General features: G+C 41.7%; 20 protein-coding genes. 8 read left to right on the top strand and 12 right to left on the bottom strand.

The window, feature by feature from the left end; all coding sequences use genetic code 11:
- Window positions 1–12: 12 nt before the first annotated feature.
- From C0V70_RS11440 to C0V70_RS11425, 4 genes are read left to right on the top strand one after another with little or no spacing between them, the layout of a single operon-like run.
- Window positions 13–732, top strand: a complete 720-nt coding sequence (locus C0V70_RS11440) for an ABC transporter ATP-binding protein (protein WP_102243995.1) — start codon at window positions 13–15, stop codon at window positions 730–732.
- Window positions 732–1,544 carry a hypothetical protein gene (locus tag C0V70_RS11435; protein ID WP_102243994.1) on the top strand — a complete coding sequence of 271 codons (813 nt, stop codon included), beginning with the start codon at window positions 732–734 and terminating at the stop codon, window positions 1,542–1,544. The genes C0V70_RS11440 and C0V70_RS11435 overlap by 1 nt, the downstream gene beginning before the upstream one ends.
- On the top strand, window positions 1,545–3,317 hold the full coding sequence (locus tag C0V70_RS11430) for a carbamoyltransferase family protein (RefSeq protein WP_102243993.1): 1,773 nt from the start codon (window positions 1,545–1,547) through the stop codon (window positions 3,315–3,317).
- The gene (locus C0V70_RS11425) at window positions 3,304–3,699 is read left to right on the top strand and encodes an SxtJ family membrane protein (RefSeq protein WP_102243992.1); all 396 of its coding nucleotides are present in this window, start codon (window positions 3,304–3,306) and stop codon (window positions 3,697–3,699) included. The genes C0V70_RS11430 and C0V70_RS11425 overlap by 14 nt, the downstream gene beginning before the upstream one ends.
- A gap of 3 nt (window positions 3,700–3,702) precedes the next feature.
- Here C0V70_RS11425 and C0V70_RS19115 read toward each other — a convergent pair whose 3' ends face one another.
- Genes C0V70_RS19115 through C0V70_RS11400 form a run of 6 tightly spaced genes read right to left on the bottom strand, consistent with a single transcriptional unit; the run spans window position 3,703 to window position 7,267 of the window.
- Window positions 3,703–3,855, bottom strand: a complete 153-nt coding sequence (locus C0V70_RS19115; protein WP_166637338.1) for a DUF5989 family protein — start codon at window positions 3,853–3,855, stop codon at window positions 3,703–3,705.
- A gap of 17 nt (window positions 3,856–3,872) precedes the next feature.
- The gene (locus C0V70_RS11420) at window positions 3,873–5,126 is read right to left on the bottom strand and encodes an ABC transporter permease (RefSeq protein ID WP_102243991.1); all 1,254 of its coding nucleotides are present in this window, start codon (window positions 5,124–5,126) and stop codon (window positions 3,873–3,875) included.
- A complete protein-coding gene (locus C0V70_RS11415; protein WP_102243990.1) occupies window positions 5,119–5,787 on the bottom strand; it encodes an ABC transporter ATP-binding protein in 669 nt (222 codons plus the stop codon). The genes C0V70_RS11420 and C0V70_RS11415 overlap by 8 nt, the downstream gene beginning before the upstream one ends.
- A 26-nt stretch (window positions 5,788–5,813) precedes the next feature.
- Window positions 5,814–6,356 carry a ZrgA family zinc uptake protein gene (locus tag C0V70_RS11410; RefSeq protein WP_102243989.1) on the bottom strand — a complete coding sequence of 181 codons (543 nt, stop codon included), beginning with the start codon at window positions 6,354–6,356 and terminating at the stop codon, window positions 5,814–5,816.
- Window positions 6,353–6,811 carry a DUF3299 domain-containing protein gene (locus tag C0V70_RS11405; protein ID WP_102243988.1) on the bottom strand — a complete coding sequence of 153 codons (459 nt, stop codon included), beginning with the start codon at window positions 6,809–6,811 and terminating at the stop codon, window positions 6,353–6,355. The genes C0V70_RS11410 and C0V70_RS11405 overlap by 4 nt, the downstream gene beginning before the upstream one ends.
- A 9-nt stretch (window positions 6,812–6,820) precedes the next feature.
- Window positions 6,821–7,267 (bottom strand): Fur family transcriptional regulator, encoded by a 447-nt coding sequence (locus C0V70_RS11400; protein WP_102243987.1) that lies wholly within the window; start codon window positions 7,265–7,267, stop codon window positions 6,821–6,823.
- Window positions 7,268–7,373: 106 nt separating this feature from the next.
- Between C0V70_RS11400 and C0V70_RS11395 the strand changes: the two genes are divergently transcribed.
- The gene (locus C0V70_RS11395; protein ID WP_102243986.1) at window positions 7,374–8,735 is read left to right on the top strand and encodes a hypothetical protein; all 1,362 of its coding nucleotides are present in this window, start codon (window positions 7,374–7,376) and stop codon (window positions 8,733–8,735) included.
- Window positions 8,736–8,738: 3 nt separating this feature from the next.
- Here C0V70_RS11395 and C0V70_RS11390 read toward each other — a convergent pair whose 3' ends face one another.
- Entirely contained in the window at window positions 8,739–9,479 is a 741-nt protein-coding gene (locus tag C0V70_RS11390; protein ID WP_102243985.1) for a MipA/OmpV family protein, read from the bottom strand.
- Between the two features lie 169 nt (window positions 9,480–9,648).
- On the opposite strand from C0V70_RS11390, the gene C0V70_RS11385 reads away from it, so the two are divergent.
- The 3 genes from C0V70_RS11385 (at window position 9,649) to C0V70_RS11375 (ending at window position 13,830) form a co-directional block, all read left to right on the top strand.
- Complete coding sequence (locus C0V70_RS11385; RefSeq protein ID WP_102243984.1) at window positions 9,649–10,530, top strand: M48 family metalloprotease; 882 nt, start codon at window positions 9,649–9,651, stop codon at window positions 10,528–10,530.
- Window positions 10,531–10,728: 198 nt separating this feature from the next.
- A complete protein-coding gene (locus C0V70_RS11380; RefSeq protein ID WP_102243983.1) occupies window positions 10,729–11,607 on the top strand; it encodes a M48 family metalloprotease in 879 nt (292 codons plus the stop codon).
- 78 nt (window positions 11,608–11,685) lie between these two features.
- Window positions 11,686–13,830 (top strand): type IA DNA topoisomerase, encoded by a 2,145-nt coding sequence (locus C0V70_RS11375; RefSeq protein WP_102243982.1) that lies wholly within the window; start codon window positions 11,686–11,688, stop codon window positions 13,828–13,830.
- A 40-nt stretch (window positions 13,831–13,870) separates the two neighbouring features.
- On the opposite strand, the gene C0V70_RS11370 is transcribed toward C0V70_RS11375, so the two are convergent.
- The 5 genes from C0V70_RS11370 to C0V70_RS11350 all read right to left on the bottom strand — a co-directional run bounded on the left by C0V70_RS11370 (window position 13,871) and on the right by C0V70_RS11350 (window position 19,960).
- Window positions 13,871–14,959, bottom strand: a complete 1,089-nt coding sequence (locus tag C0V70_RS11370) for an AgmX/PglI C-terminal domain-containing protein (protein WP_133566629.1) — start codon at window positions 14,957–14,959, stop codon at window positions 13,871–13,873.
- A gap of 18 nt (window positions 14,960–14,977) precedes the next feature.
- The gene (locus C0V70_RS11365) at window positions 14,978–15,403 is read right to left on the bottom strand and encodes an ExbD/TolR family protein (RefSeq protein WP_102243980.1); all 426 of its coding nucleotides are present in this window, start codon (window positions 15,401–15,403) and stop codon (window positions 14,978–14,980) included.
- Window positions 15,404–15,441: 38 nt separating this feature from the next.
- On the bottom strand, window positions 15,442–16,053 hold the full coding sequence (locus C0V70_RS11360; RefSeq protein WP_158649654.1) for a MotA/TolQ/ExbB proton channel family protein: 612 nt from the start codon (window positions 16,051–16,053) through the stop codon (window positions 15,442–15,444).
- A gap of 89 nt (window positions 16,054–16,142) precedes the next feature.
- Window positions 16,143–17,039: a tetratricopeptide repeat protein gene (locus C0V70_RS11355; RefSeq protein ID WP_133566630.1), complete on the bottom strand. Its 897-nt coding sequence runs from the start codon at window positions 17,037–17,039 to the stop codon at window positions 16,143–16,145.
- 5 nt (window positions 17,040–17,044) lie between these two features.
- Window positions 17,045–19,960, bottom strand: a complete 2,916-nt coding sequence (locus C0V70_RS11350) for a tetratricopeptide repeat protein (RefSeq protein ID WP_102243977.1) — start codon at window positions 19,958–19,960, stop codon at window positions 17,045–17,047.
- Window positions 19,961–19,998: the final 38 nt, after the last annotated feature.

Raw genomic sequence — 19,998 nt, 5'->3', positions numbered from 1 at the left:
CTGAGGTTTAATATGGATATTATTCAGATCAAAGATATTTCCAAGTCCTATGGACTGGATTTTTCACTTCAAAATGTAAGTCTTAATGTTCAGAAAGGTAAAATCTTTTCGCTTCTTGGACCTAACGGCGCGGGTAAAACCACACTTGTAAAGTTGATGCTTAATCTACTGCACAGCGACTCGGGAACAATTGAAATCAACGGCCTTTCTGTGAGCGATAAAAACTCCAGAATGGGCATTGCTTTTATTCCGGAAAAATTTAATTTTTTTCCATTTTACACAGCTCGCGGAGTCTTGGAGTTTTTTGGAAAGATGAAAGGGATCGAAGGAGCAGAGCTTACTTCTCAAGTGAATGCGGCCCTGGCCGAACTTCAAATTTCAGAGCTGGCAGAAAGAAAACTTTCAAAAATGTCTAAAGGACAAGTGCAGAGAGTGGGGCTGGCAAGTATCCTGATTGGCAATAACGACCTCATCATTCTTGATGAACCTTTTTCTGGTCTTGACCCAATCGGGATTAGAGATTTAAAAGAGATCATCAGAAAATTAAAAGGGCAGGGAAAAACTCTCTTTATCAACTCTCACATTCTTTTAGAGATGGAGCAGCTTTGTGATGAGATTGCTATTTTAAATAAAGGGCAAGTCTTATTTGCCGGATCTGTTCCATCAGTTCTGGAAAAAGAAAAATCACTGGATGACTTCTTCTATAAGATTGTTAACGGAGCAAGAGCTTAATGAAACCACAATACAAAGCACTAATCTTAGATACGATTCTAAAAGAGCTAAGAAGTAAGACACTAATCTTTATTTTTGTGGCGACAACGGCGGCCCTTATTCTAGGTCATATGGTCATGAACCTGGTCAATACCCAGATGGGTGGAGACGCAAGTTTTAGTCTGGCCGGTGTAGATGTTCTTTCCGTGAACTTTCGCATTCTCAATAGCGTGAGTTTTTTAGTCGCAGCGATTTTTGGAGTGAGTGTTTTCCGCTCTGATTTCCAAAACAATATCATTTATCAATACCTGTCGTTTCCTATCAGTAGAGCAGAGTACTTTTTTGTCCGCGTCCTTGGGACATGGTTATTAGTGTTAGGTTACTACGCTTACTCATATATCCTTTCAGCGATCCTTTTTTCTTTTGCTTTTAAGAAAATCGTTTTCACGGCGGGACACTTGGGTGGATTTTGTATCCTTTCACTTTACTTACTACTGGTTATTTTCATTTCTATTTTCTTTTCTCTATTGATGAATAAAATTGGAGCGCTATTTGCGACTTTTATCAGTTGTATTGCTTCGGCCGTCGCTTACGCAACGTTTGCCAAACTTCCATACAATGAATTTTTTGCCAACATGAGTGCTTTTAAAGGAATCGGGTTATTGGTTTATGGCCTTTTCCCACGTATCTCATTTCTAGCGGATACATCAAACAATATTCTTTTTAGAGAGGCCGTTTCTGTTAACCTGTGGGAGCAGATCGCTCACTTGATTATTATCAGTGGGGCCTATGTTTACCTGGCCAATTATTTTGTTAAGAAGAAGGATTTCTAATTGTATATTCTTGGCATCTCATGTTTCTACCACGACAGCGCCGCCGTCTTACTCAAAGACGGTGAGATCCTTGCTGCCGTTGAAGAAGAGCGCTTCACTAGAAAAAAACACGACAGCGCCTTTCCTGAGCAGTCAATCCTCTTTTGCCTGAGCACGGCAGGAATTGGGTTGGGCGATATTGACTCCATCGTCTTCTACGACAAACCCATTTTAAAATTTGACCGTTTATTAGAAACGTATTTTGCCAGCGCCCCAAAAGGGCTGAAGTCGTTTCTTCACGCCATTCCTATCTGGCTTAAAGAGAAAATCTATTTTAAGAAAATGCTTAAAGATGGATTAAAAAATATCTCAGATGAGAAAAAGCATCCTCCGGTTTATTTCAGCGAGCACCATCTCTCTCATGCGGCTTCTGCTTTTTTCCCATCACCTTACGAAGATGCGGCCATTTTATGTATCGACGGTGTTGGTGAGTGGGCGAGCTCAAGTGCTTGGGTTGGATCAAAAAACGAGATTAAACCTCTTTTTGAAATCCAGTTCCCGCATTCACTGGGATTATTTTATTCAACCTTCACTGGCTACTTAGGTTTCAAGGTGAATTCCGGCGAATACAAAATGATGGGCCTTGCTCCGTATGGAAAACCCATCTACAAAGATTTAATTCTTAAAGAGCTGATCGCACTTTTTCCCGATGGGAGTTTCCAGCTCAATTTAAAATATTTTAGCTTCACTAGCGAAAGTGGAATGTTTACAGAGGATTTTTGTAAGCTCTTTAACCACACTCAGAGAAAATCAGAAGAAAAGCTCTTAGAGTTCCATAAGGACATGGCCGCTTCTGTCCAGGCAGTGACAGAAGAAGTTGTTCTTCATCTGGCCCGTGCAGTGAAAAATCTTTCAGGAAAAAAAAATCTCGTCATGGCCGGAGGGGTGGCCCTTAATTGTGTGGCCAACGGAATCCTGGTGAAGTCAGGACTTTTTGATAAGGTTTGGGTGCAACCCGCCTCAGGAGATTCAGGTGGGGCCCTGGGGTGTGCTCTGGCCTTCTATCACTTGCACTTGAAAAAAGAGCGTGTGATCTCGGCGAACTTTCAAAAGGGTTCAATGCTTGGACCGAGCTTTTCTAATGAAGAGATTAAAAAGCTTTTAATAAAATATCATTTTTCATTCCATGAATTCCCAGACAGCTCGTCCTTGGATGAAGTGCTGGTAAAAGATCATTTAGTGAAAGAAAAAGTTGTAGGCTTTTTTCAGGGAAGAATGGAGTTTGGACCACGTGCTTTAGGTTGCCGTTCAATTATCGGCGATGCCCGCGACACGAAAATGCAATCGGTAATGAACTTAAAAATTAAAAAGCGTGAATCTTTTCGCCCTTTTGCCCCGATTGTTTTAAAAGAAAATGTCGAAGAGTATTTTGACTGGAAGGCCTCTGATGAGAGCCCTTATATGCTTTTTACAGCACCGACCAAATCTAAAGAGCTTCCGGCCACGACTCACGTGGATGGATCGGCCAGACTTCAGGTGATTGATAAGAATATTCACCCGCGAGTTCACGCTTTAATTTCTGCCTTTAAAAAAGAAACCGGATGCGCAGTTCTTATCAACACTTCTTTTAATGTAAGAGGTGAGCCGATCGTGTGCACGCCTTTTGAAGCTTTAAAATGCTTCATGACTACAGATATGGACACACTTGTGTTGGAAAATTTCATCATCGCCAAAGAAAAACAACCTGAAGTGGTGATGAAAGCTAAGTGGGAGAGCGCTTATGCAGAAGACTAATAATGCGCCAACAGCTCATGAGCTAAGAGTCTTTTCACTGATTGTAGCGATTGGTTTTAGCGTTTTAGGTTGGGTTATTCCCACTCTTAGAGGAAAAGACATTCATGTGCCGCTTCTTTTGGTCGCGGGACTGGTTTTTGTTTTTGGAATGGCCACACCTAAACTGATGGTGAAGCCCCGTGAGATCTGGATTAAAATCGGAAACGTTCTGGGAAAGATCAACAGCACTATTATATTCACCGTGATCTACTTCACTGTCTTTGCGGGAGTGGGATTGATTTTTCGAATCATTAAAAGAGACAGGCTCTTCACCAGGTTTAAGAGCGTAAAGAGCACTCTCGTTATGAAAAACGAGATTTCACCTTTTACTGATCCTTTCTAATTTTTAAAAGAATGAATAAACAAAAGGTGCTACCGCACTTCCCTGAGCGTAGATAACCAGCGCTCCAAAGAGAATTAAGAATAGAAGAATGGGAAGCAGCCACCATTTCTTATGGCGTCCCAAAAAGCGCAAGAGGTCTTTTAAAATATCAAGCATAGATTAAATTCTATAGCTTAGATTTTGATAGTCAACCCGTCCTGCAATGAATTGAGGTAAGCTTTTATCGCCGGGATAAGCCCTGCCAAAGTTCCTACGACAAAGATACCTGCCAGGTAATACCACTCTGTTTTTGAAAGCGGCTCAATTGGTAGATACACTGAGAAGTTAGACTCAAGCCATGGGCGTACGAAATAAAGAAGTCCGTACATTGAGGCCACGCCAAAGATACATCCCATCAGAACCAAAAAGCTCGATTCGTACAGGAGCAGGAAAAAGACATGGCGTGAGCTCGCTCCAAGAGACCTTAAAATGGCCATCTCGCGTCTTCTTTCATTGATTGAAGTGTAAAGGGAGATAAGAATACTCATCACTCCCACCAGAAGAACACAAAGACTCACTAGAAAGAGAATTTGTTCAACATAGCCGATCGTCTCCCACATTTCCTGAAGAGAAAGTGCCGGAATAATCGCCATGACTGGCTCATTAGGGTACATATCGATATTTCTTCTCATGCGAAGAACGGCGATGCGCGATTTTAGCTTCACCATAAAAGAAGTGAGCTGAGTGATTTCGATATTCTCTTTTTTAAAGCGATCAGGATTAATGGCCTCGCCACTTGGAACACCTGTCTCCCATCCAAAGTGAATCGCTTCCATTCCTTGAAGGGTGATATACACACCCGTATCAATCGGTGTTTGTGTCGGCGCCATGATCCCTACGATCTTAAAAGGAGTGTTGTCGTGAGAGAGCACAGCTTCGCTTGAGAGCCCGTGAGAGATGACAATCGGGTCGCCAACTTTGTGCTTAAACTTTTTAGCGACTTCAGAACCCAGGACAACATCAAAAGTATCAGCAGGAAGGACTCCTTCTTGCATTTTCACTTCCTGGTCTCCGCGGAAGCGGTAGTGTTTGTAGAAATTCTCATCTGTCGCCACAACGCGGAAACCGCGGTAAGCGTCACCTAACGAAATAGGAATAGTCCACTCAACCTGTGGGTTGGATTTAATATCGTTATAAGTCGTCATCTTGATGTTATTAACCGCTCCACCAATATGGAAAACAGTATAAAGAAGTAGCTGAAGGGACCCCCCCTTTGCGCCAACAATCAAATCCGTCTTAGAGATCGTGTTGGTAAAACCGTCTCTGGCCCCATTTCTGATGCGCTCAATTCCTAAGAAGAGAGTGACTGAAAGAGCGATGGATAAAACACACAGGAAGCTTGTGAACTTTCTATTTTTAATGGACTTATAAGTTAGAAAATTAATCATGGTGGTTGATCTCTGGAAGTGAAATGGATCTTGTAAAATACGATTTCAGGCGCTCGTCATGGGAAACAAATATCAGGGTGAATTTTTTCTTCTCCCAGACCTTCATTAAAAGCTCCATAAACTCGCGGGTGTTTTTTTCATCGAGAGCACTAGTTGGCTCATCGGCGATGATCATTTCAGGGTTTCCGATCAGGGCACGGGCCGCGGCCACTCGTTGCTGTTGACCAATAGAGAGATCAGTGACCTTTTTATTGATATGCTCGCGCAGTCCAAGAGAGTCGACTAACTCTTCGGCCTGGGCGTGAAAATCCCGGTCAGCTCTTTTTTTGTTGATCATACAAGGAAGAACAATATTTTCTTTAACCGTCAGGTAGGGGATCAGGTTGAAGATCTGAAAGATGTAACCAATTTTTTCTCCGCGAAGGTGATCGCGCTTACTTTGAGAAAGTTTGGTCAAATCCTGACCCAGGACACTGACTTCGCCTGAACTGGCCTTGAGAACACCGGCCGTTAAATTTAAAAGAGTGCTTTTCCCGTGCCCTGATGGACCGTAGAGAAAGACTTTTTCACCGGATTCAATAGTGAGCTGGTCAATGTTAATGACCAGCTTCGAATGATTTGGATAAGAGAATTTACATTGTTTTAGGCTAATGGCCGTCATGGTAACGTCTTCTTGATTAGAGAGTCCTAAAGTTTGAATTGCTCCACATCTTTAGTGACATTGATAGTTTTTGTTTCAGAACCAACCAGGTCGATCTGAAGTTTTTTAATGTGTGGGAAATGCTTTTTAAGCGCAACCGAAACCATTGAACCTTTTGGGTCCTGAGCACAGTTGATTTTTGCTTCAGCTTCAATATCGCTATGAGTGCCTGATTCTTTTTTACCTTTTTCGTGGTGATCATCGTCCATTTCCTGTTCGAATTTCACTTCACCTAAAGAGCAGCCAAGTTTTGCATCAAGCATGATGATCTTCGTCAGCAGATCTTTTTTCCAAAGATCCTGAGCGTCTTTAAAAGCTTTCTTTTCTTTGGCCGTTTTTGGGGCGTACTCGAATCCGATAAAAGATTCGGCCGGCCCATCGATGTCGATTTCGATTTGTTTACCTTCTACGGCCATTTCTAATTTGATTGAACCGTGTTCATGGGCCCCAAGACTTTTACCGTGCTGGTGTTCACCAGCGAATGCTTGAGAAGAGAGAATAAGGGCAAGTACAAGAGTTAGTTTTGTCACGGGTGTGCTCCTTGTGGTGACGGTGGTGTATAAGTCTTTAGTTCTTTCATCTTGAGTCCTTCCATTTTAAAAGATGACTCTAGATCCGCGTTTGTTTCCACCGCAAGCTTTCCCGTGAGCTCGATTGGATAAAACGAAGGTTTAACTTTTGATCCTTTTTTCATTTTCACCAGTACCAGTTGGTTTGGTGGTGGAGGTGGAACGTGCATACATGCTGGCACGTATGGCATGAAAAGAAATTCCACAATTTCTTTTGCTTCATAATCAAGCGGCATCATAAAGCCCTTGATCGTCACTTCTTTTCCCAGAACTTTTTGTAGTTCTGGTTTAATGACGTTCTTTTTTGTTTTAGTGTCAAAGTCCAGGGTCTTTAAAGTTTCCCATGGGACATCAAGAGCAAAAGCACTCATTGAAACCAGTAATGTCAGTGCTCCCGTAAGCATTGTCTTTTTCATTTATAACCCCTAACTTTTTGCACATTGTTCACAGACAGCGAAAATCTCCAGTCTGTGTTGAATGTTGCTATAACCCTTTTTCTGCAGATTCAGCTCGATCTTTTCCATTAGACAATCGTGGAACGATTCGATCTTCTTGCAGATTTTGCAAATGATGTGGTGATGGTGGTGGTGAGGATCGTTGTACTCAAAATGGGCCATATCTTTTTCCAGGAAAGACGTATTGACCAGCTGGGCATCAACGAATTGATTAAGACAGCGGTAAATAGTGGCCTGGTCGCAAGAATTTTTTGGCAATTTCTTGAGAATATCCTCGGCGGTAAAAGGTCCGTGCTCTTTTATTAAGAGACCCAAAATAAGTTTTCTAGGGGCGGTTATAGAGAGCCCTTTTTCCTTTAGAAGCGAAATACAAAGAGCATCTCGCTCTTGTTCCTTTTTCGGATTTAAAATACCCATAATTTTACCCGTCCTTAGACGATTTTATAGGGAAAATATTTGATTTGCAAGTGGTTTGCAAATACATTTTTTACCCTTTTTCAGGTTTTCGTTTATCATCTATAGTATGGAATTAAAGATCCTTTTAGTCGAACCCAATGATTCTGTTGGGGAGCTCATAGCCAAGAACCTGGAAAGGGAATTTGGAGCAAAAACCATCCACTATAAAAGTGGGGCAGAAGCTGTTGAGGTCGTCAAAAAGGGCGAGTATTTTGATTTATTCGTCGTTCGCAATAATTCTGAAGAAACGGCCGATCATCCCAGCGAAGCGATCGCTGCCCTTTTTCTCAATGTCATTTATGATGATTCTTTAAGAACTCCGCTCATTGTGATCGGAGAGTTCGAGCACACTTATAAGAAGTTTGCCATGGTTTCTGATCGCTTGAGAATTGAAGAGCTCAACCGATTGGTCCTGAAGGCCCTCAACCTTAAAAAGGAAGAGTTCTCTCATTTAAAACTTCCAGACTACATTCCTTTTCCCATCAATTATTTTTATCTCATGAACCTCTCTCCGTGCGATGTCTATATCAAGCTCGCTAAAAAAAGTGGGGATGAGTATGTAAAGCGTTTGCACTTTGGTGAAAACTTCACAAAAGAGAGCTTAAAAAAATATGAAGACCTGGGATTGCGTGAATTTTTTATCTTAAAAGAAGAGCGCGAGCTTTTTATGAACGGTCTTCTGACTCAGTCTTTGAGAAATCTTAAAAAGCCAGTGTCTATTGATGAAGCCGTGGTGAAGACAGGGGACTCCTTTGTTATCAGTAGTGACCTCATTAAGTCTTTGGGGATCACATCAACTTGTGTGGCCATGGTCGATCAAACGGTTCACCAAATCAGAACGCAGATTACTAAGACAGATAAGCTGGGCTCACTGCTAAGAAAACTTTTAGACAATCAATTGAGCTATTCCTATAGAAGATCCTACCTTATATGCCTGATGTCTTACACACTTCTGCCAAAGATGGAGTGGGGAAGCCAGGATCAGCAATCGGTCATGCTGGAAAAACTTTCAATGGTGAGTTTCTTTCACGATATTTACCTGGATGATGAAAAGCTTTTAAAGATCATGGATAACGAAGCTTTAAAAAAGGCCAATCTTACATCGCGAGAAAGAGACGCGGTTTTAAATCACGCCCATCAAGCGGCCCTATTAGTTCAAAGTTACCCACGACTTCCTCAAGGTGTCGATATCATCATTAAACAACACCACGGTGTTTCCAATGGGGTTGGTTTTCCGGAAGTGATAACGGCCGGGATTTCGCCGATGGCGATTTTCTTTGTAGTGATTGAAGACTTTGTGACGGCACTTCTAGAGCAGGGAAATGAACCGAATTTTGCGTTGATTCTCTCACATCTCAAACTGCGCTACCAGCTTCCGACCTACAGAAAAATTGTGGCGGAAATAGAGCACATGTTAACCAAAAAATAATTCCTAAAAATTATAGTTGTAGCCAAAGAGTCCACCGAACTCCAGCTTGTCGCCGTTCATTGTTGGCGAGTTTCTCACGTCTTTATTAACCAACTTGGTATTCAGCGCCCCCATTAATGAAGACTTCTCTGTAAGCTTATAGACCGGAAGAATCCCGACACTCGGTTGAAGGTAGTTATTAAGATGGTACTCGCGGCGAGTGGCCGTCGCTTCATGAGACCTGACGTTGTAGTAGTACTCAGCGTACTTATCATCAAACCAGTCCAGGCCGAAGTTGGTTAAGAGAAAAAATTTCTCTGAAATTAAGAACATCTTTCCATAATTTAACTGCACCACTGTTCCTTTAGAACGACCGTGGATATCGTGAGAGATATTTAAACCGTAGCTAAAAAACTTTGCCGAGATTCCAGCAAAGGCCGAATCTTTTCGTGGGATCATTCCCGCGCCATGATAGCGATCACCATCGCGTTTAATAAAGAGCGTGACGTTTGCCATCTTGGAACCAAGGGCCATAAATGAGAGGCCTTGAGGCCCAAGAGAAACCCGGCCATAACTTGCTTGCACAAGAGGAATGGGTTTGACGATCCATTTTTTATCCATGTTTTCGTATGTATTTTCTTTGCGCAAATTCTTTTTAAAAACAAAACCTGCACCAAGTGAAGCGCTCCATTCTCGGGCATCTTCAGCGCGGGCAAAAGTTGTCGTCATAAGGAAAAAAGACAGGAGCAGGGTTGTAGTTTTCATATCTAATGATCATAAAGGATTCCTTAAAAAAGAAAAGAGCACTTAATCACTCCGCTATTTAGACAAAGCTTCTGCAAGAAATTGACAGATTAATTTCCAACCGAAACTTAAAGAAAGTGTCAGGATAGAGTTACGTTTTGATTTTCATCGTTTGTTACGGAGGACATATATGAAAAAATCTCTATTACTTAGTTCACTTGCTCTTACTATGACACTTTCAACGGCAAGCATCGCTTGTGACCAACACGGAAATTCTGGATTCTTACCTGAAAACAACCTATCTATCGGTGTAAACGATAAAATGGCAGGGGACATGACAGAAGAGCGCTTCCTTTCAATCATCGGACGCGTAGAAGCTGTATACTCACCAATCATTTCTGAAATGGGTGCAACTCTAAAGATGAATAACCTTTGGACAAACAACACTGTAAACGCTTCAGCTCAACAGTACGGGACTACATGGCAAGTAAACATGTACGGTGGTCTTGCTCGTCACAAACTGACAACTGACGATGGTTTCATGATGGTAGTATGTCACGAACTTGGTCACCACATCGGTGGAGCTCCAAGATACGACAGAAACACTGACTGGGCATCTAACGAAGGACAAGCGGACTACTTCGCAGGTCTAAAATGTATGAGAAGAGTTCTTCAAAACGACGACAACATCGCTATCGTTGCTGGTATGACGATCGATGCAGAAGCGACAAAACAATGTCAGGCCGTTTATAAGTCTGAATCTGAAGTAGCTCTTTGTCAGCGTATCGCAATGGCAGGGAAGTCACTTGGATCACTTCTTGGATCACTTGGTGGAAACGCTAACGTAAACTTCAATACACCAGATAAAAAAGTTGTAAGACAAACTAACGATGCTCACCCACAAGCTCAGTGTCGCCTAGATACTTACTTCCAAGGTATGCTATGTGATAAGTCGATCGATGAAAACGTTTCAAAAGACGACGCTATCCCAGGTACATGTATTAAAAAAGATGGGTACGCTCGTGGAGTTCGTCCTCTTTGCTGGTACAAACCAGGCTCAAACGAGATCTAAAACGTCAAAAAAGATACGCCAAAAAATTGACAGCAGGGGCTTCTTCGGAAGCCCCTTTTTTATTTTCTCCCAATGAAAAACGATCTCTGTCAGTATCCGTCTTGAAATGTCAGGTAATGAAAGAATATTTTCTTTTCCAGATTGTTTTTAAATCGCAAGAATTAACCCATTCCTAATATTTGTTACGGAGGACTTTATATGACAAAAGGGATTTTAGTTGCACTGATGGCAACGACTTTATCTTTCCAAGCATTTTCTTGCGACGTTCACGGAACTGGTGGATTCGCTCCAGAAAATAACTTAAAAATCGCTGTAGGCGATAAAGCTGCAAACAACATGACTAAGGAAATGTTCCTTAATGCAATCAGCCGTGTATCTTCTGTTTACGAGCCAATCGTAAAAGAAAAAGGCGGAAAGCTAGTTATGAACAACAGATGGGATGACGAAACAGTTAACGCGTCAGCTCAACAAATGGGTACTACTTGGCAAGTTAACATGTACGGAGGTCTTGCTCGTCACCCTCTAGTCACTGTTGATGGATTCATGATGGTAGTATGTCACGAACTAGGTCACCACATTGGTGGAGCTCCTAGAAAAGGCGGATGGGGATCTGCATGGGCTTCTAACGAAGGTCAAGCTGACTACTTCGCTGGTCTAAAGTGTATGAGAAGAGTTCTTGAAAACGATGATAACATTGCAATCGTTTCAAAAATGGAAGTAGATGCTGAAGCAACTGCAAAATGTCAGCAGATCTACAAGTCTGAGTCTGAAATCGCTCTATGTCAGCGTGTATCAATGGCAGGTAAATCACTTGCTATGCTACTTGGTGACCTAGGTGGAAACTCAAACGTAAAATTCACAACTCCAGATACATCAAAAGTATCTAGAACTAACGACAACCACCCAGCAGCTCAATGTCGTCTTGATACATACTTCCAAGGATCTCTTTGTGATAAAGCGATCTCTGATGATGTAGACGGTAAAGATGCACTTAAAGGTGTATGTCTTAAGAGAGATGGATACGAATTAGGTATGCGTCCTCTTTGCTGGTACAAACCAACAGCTGCTGAACTATAATTTTCTAAACTGAAAGTCATATAAAAAAGGGTCAGATTATTCTGGCCCTTTTTTATTTTTAAGAGTTTTATACTGATCATGATGAAGACTCTCATTCTTACTGAAAAACCCTCTGTTGCGCGTGATTTTGCTGTGGCCCTTGGTGCTGCGGGGAAAGGACAAGATGGTTTTATTGAAAATGATCAATACGTCATTACTTGGGCCATCGGGCATTTGCTGGCCCCTTATGATCCTGAAGATTACGATGCCGCCTATAAGAAGTGGAGTTTAACTACACTTCCTATCATTCCTTCTGAGTTTAAATTTAAAGCTCAACCCAAAACGAAAAAACAACTTGATGTGATTAAGCGAATCCTCAAGCGTTCTGATATTGAAAAACTTATTGTTGCTACCGATGCTGGACGAGAAGGAGAGCTCATTGCCCGCCTGATTTTAAATGAAGGAAGGGCAAAGATGAAGGCCTTTCGTTTCTGGACGTCAGCGGCCCTTACTAAAGATGTTATTCATCAAGAGATGAAAAACCTAAAGCCCCTTTACGAGTACGACCGTCTTTTTATTGCGGGAAGAGCTCGCCAAAAAGCGGATTGGTTGGTGGGGATGAACCTTTCAAGACTCGCGACCATTAAACTTAACGATCTCTTTTCTATTGGAAGAGTGCAGACTGCAGTTTTAAGTCTCCTGGTTGAAAGAAGAAAAGCGATTGATACATTTATTCCTCAGGATTATTTCGAGTTTAAAGGGAAATTTAAATTTAAAAACGGCGTGGTCTCCGCCTATTGGTTTGATCCAAAGAAAAAAGAAGATGAGAAGAGACAAGATAAGCGCGATTTCTTCGATGAGCTGCTTAAAAAAGTTCAGAATAAGAAGGCCGTGATTTCTGTTTTAAATGAAACAGAAAAGACATCTTACCCTCAAGGCCTATACTCTCTGACTGAACTCCAAAGACAGGCCAATATGCTCTATGGCTTTTCAGCGTCGAGAACGCTGGAGATTGCCCAGTCACTTTACGAAAAATACAAATGCCTTTCTTACCCGAGAACTGATTCAAAAGTTATGGCGACATCTTCTTTTGACCTGGTGAGGGGATTGGTTTTTAAGTTTAAAGATCTCTATCCAGAACATTTTCTTAAGTTTGCTGGTTTTAAAGTCAGTGTAAAAAACAAAACTGTTTTTGATGATTCAAGGCTGACGGATCACCACGGTCTTATTCCTTTAAAAGATTTTAGCGGAGATGAGTCTTCTCCAGAAGGAAAGATTTTTCATTTGGTTTTAAAGCGTTTTATTTCAAACTTCCTGGAAAATCACCGTTACCTGGAAACTGATGTGGAAATTACCTGCGAGAACAACCTGTTTAAGGCCCGTGGGAAAAAGATCATTGAGATTGGTTTTAAAGCGCTTGAAGGAAAAGAAAGCGAAGAGATTCTTCCGGAAATCTCATTGAATGAAGAAGGTGTCTTTGCAAATGGAGAAGTGGAGTCGAAAAAGACAAAACCTCCTTTTGAGTACACTGAAGCTTCACTGCTTTATGACATGACCAATCCAGCAAGACTAGTTAATGAGTCAGACTTGAAAAAAATCTTTAGAACTGAAATTGGTTTAGGGACTCAGGCCACTCGCGCGCAAATCATCGAGACACTTTTAAAAAGAAACTACGTTGAAAGGGCGGCGAAGAATTTAAAAGCGACGGAAAAAGGAATTCTTCTTGTCGATAGACTCAACGATATGCCTAAGACCCGCGAACTGACCAGCGTCTCGCAGACAGCGAAGCTGGAGCTTGCCCTTCAGAGTATGGCCGAAGGGGAAACTGACGACTTGGATTTCTTAGACAAGATCAACGACTTCATTCAGACGGCAACTAATGAATGGAAGGCGATTGAAGGAGTTCCTCGCGATAAATCAAAACCTAAATCTTATGGTGGAAAAACTTACGGGCCAAAAGTCCCGGCGAAAGTTTCAAACCTTGGTCCTTGTCCTATTTGTGGCGCCGAGATTAAGGATTTTCCAAAATCATACAGCTGCTCTCGCTGGAAAGAAGGCTGCCAATTTACTATCTGGAAAGTGGTGGCAAAGAAGAAGCTTAGTGAGACTCAGGTAAAAAAACTCATGGCCGATAAAAAAACCGATTTGATTAAAGGTTTTAAATCAAAGGCCGGAAAACCTTTTGATGCTTATTTGACGATGAATAAAGAAGGGAAAGTAGAGTTTGAATTTCTTCCTAGATAAAATAAGACAAAAAAAGGCCCGCTAGCGCGGGCCCTTTGTCCTAGATCTTCGTGCTCTCAGAGAAGAAGTTCAGTGGCTGGCGTACGTCTACCAGACCCCCTCCCTTCGGTTTTGGGAAATCAATAATTCGTAAAATGTTGGCCATGCACGAGATCCCTTTTGGAGAGAACTGTGTCTGTGCCGTTTTGATATTAACAGTAGAAACTTTTCCATCACCTTCGATACGGAAGTTCAAATCTACAATCCCTTTGATCTTTTCCGAGTGTTCCTGAAGTTCCTGTTGGTAACAGAACTTAAATTGAGGCAAGTACTCCTGAAGAATTTTTCTTAACACTTCAGGTTCAATTGATCCCATGACAACAGTGTCTGCCTGAACGAATGCTGTATCAATTCCTTTTTTGTTAGCGAGACCTCTTGTGGTTGTAGAGCGGTCGTAGTTACCGACAGCATCTTTCCCAAGAAGGTGTCCCGATCCATCGCCGATTCCGGCAGGGGCGCGGTAGTCTCCGGTTAAATTAGAACCTTTGTTACCAATTCCCGTACCACTAGTTAATCCGCGACTTCCCTCAGTCCCAGCTCCGGCAGCAATTGTCATGGTGGCACTGTTACCCATTAGTGCCTTTAGTCCTTTACCTTTAAATTCGTATCCCTTCTGAGCAGAGTCTCCCAGTCCTGTCGCCCCTGCGACGTTTGGACTTGAAAGAGGTCCTGCTTTGGCCGATCCCTTTTTAGACTTCTGAACTTTTTGATCCAGCGCCTGAGTAGGATCTCCTGTTTTTCCTGCTTCATTCGTTGTGACTTTTTGGACCCCAGGATCCGTCATCGTCGCCACCTTTTGCAGTTGTTCTTGCTTCTCAATTTTCTTCTTTAGCTCCTTATATGATTCAGGGGGAGTAATGAAGTTCATTTTAATTGCAGCAAGTTTTTCTTTCTTTTCTTCCTCGATCTTATGAGCGGGGAATTTCACTACAAACACTATCGCATGGAGAAAGAGGGAGGCCATGATCGCTTTTTTGATAAAATCGCGGTTGGACTCGTCCTTGGTATAGTGTCTTGTAGGTATGACCAGCTTCGCGGCGATTTTTCCGCGATGATGGTTCACTTTTATTGGTCTTAATGTTGGTATCATGAGCGCACCACCTACAACTTAGTTTTTCTTGCCTTCTTCAGCGGCAATTGAGAAGTTTTTAGCTCCTGCAACTTTCGCCATATCCATCAGCTCAACAGCTCTACCTAAGTTGGCAGCAGTGTCTCCTTCAAGGATAACTGAGTCGGTTTTTAGGTTTTTAAGCTCGCTGGCGATTTTTCTAGTGATCTCTTCCGGTACTACGGCCTTTCCTTGAACGGCCACTTTCCCATCTTTCCCAAGAGAGATAACCAGGATCTCGGCTTCTTTCTTTTCATTTGTCAGCGCTGTCTTAGGAAGTTCGATATCCATTCCTGATTCCAGTGCTGCTGTCGAAGAAACCATAAAGATAATCAAAAGAACTAACATAACGTCGATAAGCGGGGTCATGTTAATGTCTGCTACGATATCCTCATCATTATCATCATTTCCAACTTTCATACTCATAAAGAACTCCTGCGGTGAAGATTAACGTCTACTAATAATTATCTCTTGATCGAGTTGAACTGATCGGCCATATCCCCAAGCGAGTGTTTAAACTCCTTAGCTGTGGCCGCAACTTTTACGTTGAGATAGTTGTAGAACATAACCGCGATAACCGCGACCGCAATACCAGAACCAGTAGCGATCAGGGCCTCAGAGATTGATCCGGCAACAACCGAGAACCCGGCCTTACCAGATGAACCGATTTGTTTAAATGATTCCATGATCCCCCAAACTGTACCAAATAATCCTACGAACGGTGCTGAAGAGGCGATTGTACCAAGCATCCACATATTTTTCTTTAGGTGAGAGTTGGTTTCATCCAGACGTCTTTGTAGTCTTTGCTCATAGTCTTCTCTTGATGATGATTCATCAAAGACAGCGTAGTGAGCTTTAGCAATAACTTCCGGACAGTTTTTATATAGGTATTCCATTTCGTGAAGTTTTTGTGTCTCCACGATTCTTGTGGCTTCATTCACATAGTGCTTGGCCTCTTTTTGAAATTTCGTCAGCTGCAGAATCTTATGGATTGTGATAACCCAGATCGCTACAGAGAAGGCCAGTAGAGGCCACATGATAAATCCACCTTGCTTAAAAATTTCAATAAAATGCATACGTACTCCTTTGGACATAGTTCTCTAGAGAATCTACTCTAGATCCGCGTTTAAATGTTTAACAGGTTCAACTTTGAGAGAGCTACGAATTACTTCTTGGGGACAGGAACTTCTTTTGGTGTATCCTTAATCTTTTGGTTAACTTCATCTAGGATCAACTCATTTCTTTTATTGTATTCAGCTGCGTATGTTCTTTTTTCTAAAATCGCTTTCGCTTCTTCCAGACGGTTTTTTCTCATCAGGTTGTAAGCGTAAAGACCTACAATGTCCGCGCGGTTTAAGTAGTCGCGCTGGATCTTTGAGATATATGAAAACGATTTATCCATATCGTTTTGTCTAAAATAAATCAGTGCCAGAGAGTAGAGAAGGTCGATATCTTCGTTATTTTTTGCTTCCAGTTTTTTTAAGATATCCAGCGCCTTGTTGTTTTCATTGAACTCGATATACAGCTGGGCCATATTGAAGTCCGGAGTGAAGTAACTAGGCACGATAGTATTGGCCTTCTTAAAAGCGTCGTAAGCCTCATTAAAGCGTTTAAACACTAGGTGAATTAACCCAAGGTTGTTGGAGATAACCGCCTCAGCAAGTTTCTTTTGCGAGTCGTTCATGTCCTTGTTTGAAGCTCTGGTTGCTTCCATTCCCAGCTCGTAATAAAAGATTGCTTTAGGGTAGTCCTTGTTAAGTGAGTAACAAGTTCCCAGAGCATTCCAGTAAAACGGGTTAGTTTTATTCTGGTGCATTTTTTCTTCTAGCATCCCCTGGCCTTTAGCGATTTTTTGCTGGTGGCAAGCAACCAGCGCCAGAGAGATGAAATCGCGTTTTGGCGACTCCATCGCCTGAAGGCGATTGGTGTTATAGCGCATGAACGATTCTTCAGCTAAAAGGTCATACTGGTCTTTCTGGATCTGGTTATTAAAACTTGGCCCTGCACAACTAGCAGCTAAAACAGCGAGAGCAAGTAGGGCGAATGTTGTTTTGGTTTTCATACTCATTATTGTCCTGCAACCACTCTATTACTATTTGAAGTCCCAATGTCTAAAGTGTTCGAGAAGAGAATCGCCGAGTGAAAATTAAGTGCTTTTTCCAATGAATTATTTTTTTCTAAACCGACTATATCATTTTTTTGAACTTCGAAAAAATAATTATTTTTCTCTAAAAAGGCCATTTTTTCGCGATCAACTTGCAGGCCCTTAGAGATCAGTGACTCAGTAATTTGGCGCATTCCCTGTTTAAACCCCTCTAAATACTTATCATCTACCCCTTTTGGGATGTAGTTTCTAACAGCTTTTACTAATGAAAAGTATGGTTTTCCCAGGACGTTTCTAATCATGATAACTTCCTGTGGCCCAGAGTTTTTAGAAAGGGATACGGCCTCGTTATTAAGCTCTCCAATCATGGCAAAATACTGCTCTAGTTCCGAGTTAAACTTGTCCTCGTTGAACTTTTCTTCCTCTGTGAAGACGAACTTCATCTCCAGGGCCTTTTTAGCGAACTCTGTCACGTACTCGTATTGAGTCGTGATGGCCGAGAGGTCCAGGATGGGCTGAAGGTCTGCGATGTCTTTTTTCACTACCTCAGGGTTCTGGTAGAATTTGTATCTTACGTATTTATCCATCATATTTTTAAGAGTCATGTTTTCAGCATGGGCCTTGAAGTAGGTGATAGCTTCTTTGTAGTTATCAGCGTAAATCATACGCTCCATGTTTTCATTTTGAGTTCTCGTGATCAGTTTTTCGCTTAGGTCACATTTTTTGAATTCTTCTTCCACTTTAATCAGAGTCCCGATGTTCATTTTGTGAATGATCGTGTTCTCGTTGATTAACTGGTAGAAGTCTTCTTTGTTTTTGTAAAGGTCTTTACAAAAACGTCTTGCCGTCATTAGAGCGACTTCGTTAGATGTCTCTACGTTTTGTAGAAGTCTGTATCCTTTTGCCAGAACGTATAGAGACCCAGTAACCTTGATCAGGTCCTTATCGTCATACAGGTCTAAGCTTTTCTTTAACCATTTATATGAGTCTTTCCCTTTGTTTTGTTCAAGAGAAAGGGCCGCGATAGCATAGGCCGCTTCAGCTTTTGTTCTTCTTGGGTATTGTTTTGAGTCGTAGATTGACTCGTATCCTTTCATCGCTTCTTTGATTTGTCCTTTTTTCTCTAGTGCCTGGTACTTGTTAAACAGAAGCCCCCCAAGAACCGCAATTGAGTTCTCGATGTATTCTTTAGAGAAGTTCAGGTAACCTTTTTCAATTTTTCCAATCCAGAAAGCAAGTTTATCCGTATTCTTTTCTTTGATGTAGTAATCAAGAATCTGAGTCAACATCTCGCGGTGAATGTTTTCATCACTTTTGTAGTAGTACTTGTACACCATCAGGATATTAACCGCTTTTTTGATACGGTTTAGTTCAAAATACTTGTTAAAGAGCTTTTGGTAAATTGCTTGTGACTTATCTGATTGTGGGTAGAAAATCACAAAATTTTTGAAGGCGAAAATGGTGTATTCGTCTTCTTTTGCTTTTGGAAGTTTCGCTAACTCAATTGTCGCTAGCATCGCATCCAGAGACTTTCTTGTCGTCTCATTTTTATCTTTTGTCAGTTTCGCATTCATCACCGCACGCACGTAGTACTTAAGTGCTACCTGGTAATCCTGAGCTGAAAGCGCAGTTTCCCCCTGGTAGTAGCGGTATAGTTTTTTGTTTGGACGATCTAAGCTTGAAAGAATATCAAAGTATCTCATGATCTTTTTGTAATCGTCTTTGCTATAAACAACCGGGTCTTTTGACTTGTCTTTGATCAGGTTGATTTGCATGAACCCGGCAACTTCCTTGATCTTGTTTTGTGCCTGGAAAAGGTCATCTTTATCCAGTTTGTTTTTCTTGTGTAGCTCAAGAATACTGTTGGCCGTATCAAAGTACTGGTCGTCTTTTTTACTTTCGCGGTAAACGTCAAGTTGAGTCAGGCGAACTTTCATTTCACCGTTAGGGTCTTTTCTTTTTCTTGTATCTTTAAGCGCAGCTTTTAAAACTTCATCTGTCATTGAGAAGTTGTTTTTGTTCATTGATGAAAGTGCGAGTCCAAGCAGGTGAGGAGCAGATGGGTTAGCGTTAGCTTCGAAGAATTCAACCCCTTCATAAGTAGCATCGGCCTGAACGAAGAAGATCCCGATGGCCATAAAAATCTGCTCTTTCATTGAAACGTATTTTTTATTTTTTGTTGTTTCATATGAAAGCTTGATCAGGTCCAGGGCCTTTTTGAAATTTCTTTCTTTAAGGTGACACCAGCCGGCGTTGTAAAGGTGCTTTCCGTACCATTCATCGTCCGGGTTTTTAAGAACGTCATTATAATAAACGACCGCTTCATGGTAGCGTTTGTTGTTATAGTAGTATTCTGCCAGAGCCGTTTTGGCGTTGTACATTGTTTTAGACTCGCCAGTGCTGTTGGCAATAGCAAGTTTTAAGAAACGTTCAGTATCTGACGCTGTCCCGTAGTCGCGAGAGTTAATCGCCAGGGCGTAGTAGATTTCGGCGATTCTTTGGTATTTTGGGTATTGTGAAATAATAGTTAAAGCGTAGCTCTGAGCTGTTTTGTACTGCTCTTGAGACGCTTTAAAGAACGTTTCTTTCCCATTCTTAATAACCACACTGGCATCGGCCTTAAGCAGGTTTAAGTTTTCCTTTTCTTTAATCAGCTTAATTTTTTCTGAGTAAAGCTCAAACAGACGGTGCTTAAGCTCTGGCCCTGAATAACGGTTTCCCTTAATCGTTTTGATTTCGCTGTCGATTAAGACCATTAATTTTTTCCAACGTTCCTGATCAAACGCCGGAGCGGACGTCATAGCTCCAGTTTGTGGAGCTTCTTGCGATAAAGAAACGTTAGCTGAGAGTAGTGTAAGAAGAAGTAGGAGTGTTTTCATGAAATGCCCTCTTTATGTGCGGAGGATTAACGTCAATA

The organism is Bacteriovorax stolpii (assembly GCF_002872415.1).
Classification (GTDB): domain Bacteria; phylum Bdellovibrionota; class Bacteriovoracia; order Bacteriovoracales; family Bacteriovoracaceae; genus Bacteriovorax; species Bacteriovorax stolpii.
This window is presented reverse-complemented; position numbering and strand designations above follow the sequence as displayed.

Coding starts and splice junctions, on each gene's coding strand:
- C0V70_RS11440 (WP_102243995.1), top strand. CDS start 13: ATGGATATTATTCAGATCAAAGATATTTCCAAGTCCTATGGACTGGAT.
- C0V70_RS11435 (WP_102243994.1), top strand. CDS start 732: ATGAAACCACAATACAAAGCACTAATCTTAGATACGATTCTAAAAGAG.
- C0V70_RS11425 (WP_102243992.1), top strand. CDS start 3,304: ATGCAGAAGACTAATAATGCGCCAACAGCTCATGAGCTAAGAGTCTTT.
- C0V70_RS19115 (WP_166637338.1), bottom strand. CDS start 3,855: ATGCTTGATATTTTAAAAGACCTCTTGCGCTTTTTGGGACGCCATAAG.
- C0V70_RS11420 (WP_102243991.1), bottom strand. CDS start 5,126: ATGATTAATTTTCTAACTTATAAGTCCATTAAAAATAGAAAGTTCACA.
- C0V70_RS11415 (WP_102243990.1), bottom strand. CDS start 5,787: ATGACGGCCATTAGCCTAAAACAATGTAAATTCTCTTATCCAAATCAT.
- C0V70_RS11405 (WP_102243988.1), bottom strand. CDS start 6,811: ATGAAAAAGACAATGCTTACGGGAGCACTGACATTACTGGTTTCAATG.
- C0V70_RS11400 (WP_102243987.1), bottom strand. CDS start 7,267: ATGGGTATTTTAAATCCGAAAAAGGAACAAGAGCGAGATGCTCTTTGT.
- C0V70_RS11395 (WP_102243986.1), top strand. CDS start 7,374: ATGGAATTAAAGATCCTTTTAGTCGAACCCAATGATTCTGTTGGGGAG.
- C0V70_RS11390 (WP_102243985.1), bottom strand. CDS start 9,479: ATGAAAACTACAACCCTGCTCCTGTCTTTTTTCCTTATGACGACAACT.
- C0V70_RS11385 (WP_102243984.1), top strand. CDS start 9,649: ATGAAAAAATCTCTATTACTTAGTTCACTTGCTCTTACTATGACACTT.
- C0V70_RS11380 (WP_102243983.1), top strand. CDS start 10,729: ATGACAAAAGGGATTTTAGTTGCACTGATGGCAACGACTTTATCTTTC.
- C0V70_RS11375 (WP_102243982.1), top strand. CDS start 11,686: ATGATGAAGACTCTCATTCTTACTGAAAAACCCTCTGTTGCGCGTGAT.
- C0V70_RS11370 (WP_133566629.1), bottom strand. CDS start 14,959: ATGATACCAACATTAAGACCAATAAAAGTGAACCATCATCGCGGAAAA.
- C0V70_RS11365 (WP_102243980.1), bottom strand. CDS start 15,403: ATGAGTATGAAAGTTGGAAATGATGATAATGATGAGGATATCGTAGCA.
- C0V70_RS11360 (WP_158649654.1), bottom strand. CDS start 16,053: ATGCATTTTATTGAAATTTTTAAGCAAGGTGGATTTATCATGTGGCCT.
- C0V70_RS11355 (WP_133566630.1), bottom strand. CDS start 17,039: ATGAAAACCAAAACAACATTCGCCCTACTTGCTCTCGCTGTTTTAGCT.
- C0V70_RS11350 (WP_102243977.1), bottom strand. CDS start 19,960: ATGAAAACACTCCTACTTCTTCTTACACTACTCTCAGCTAACGTTTCT.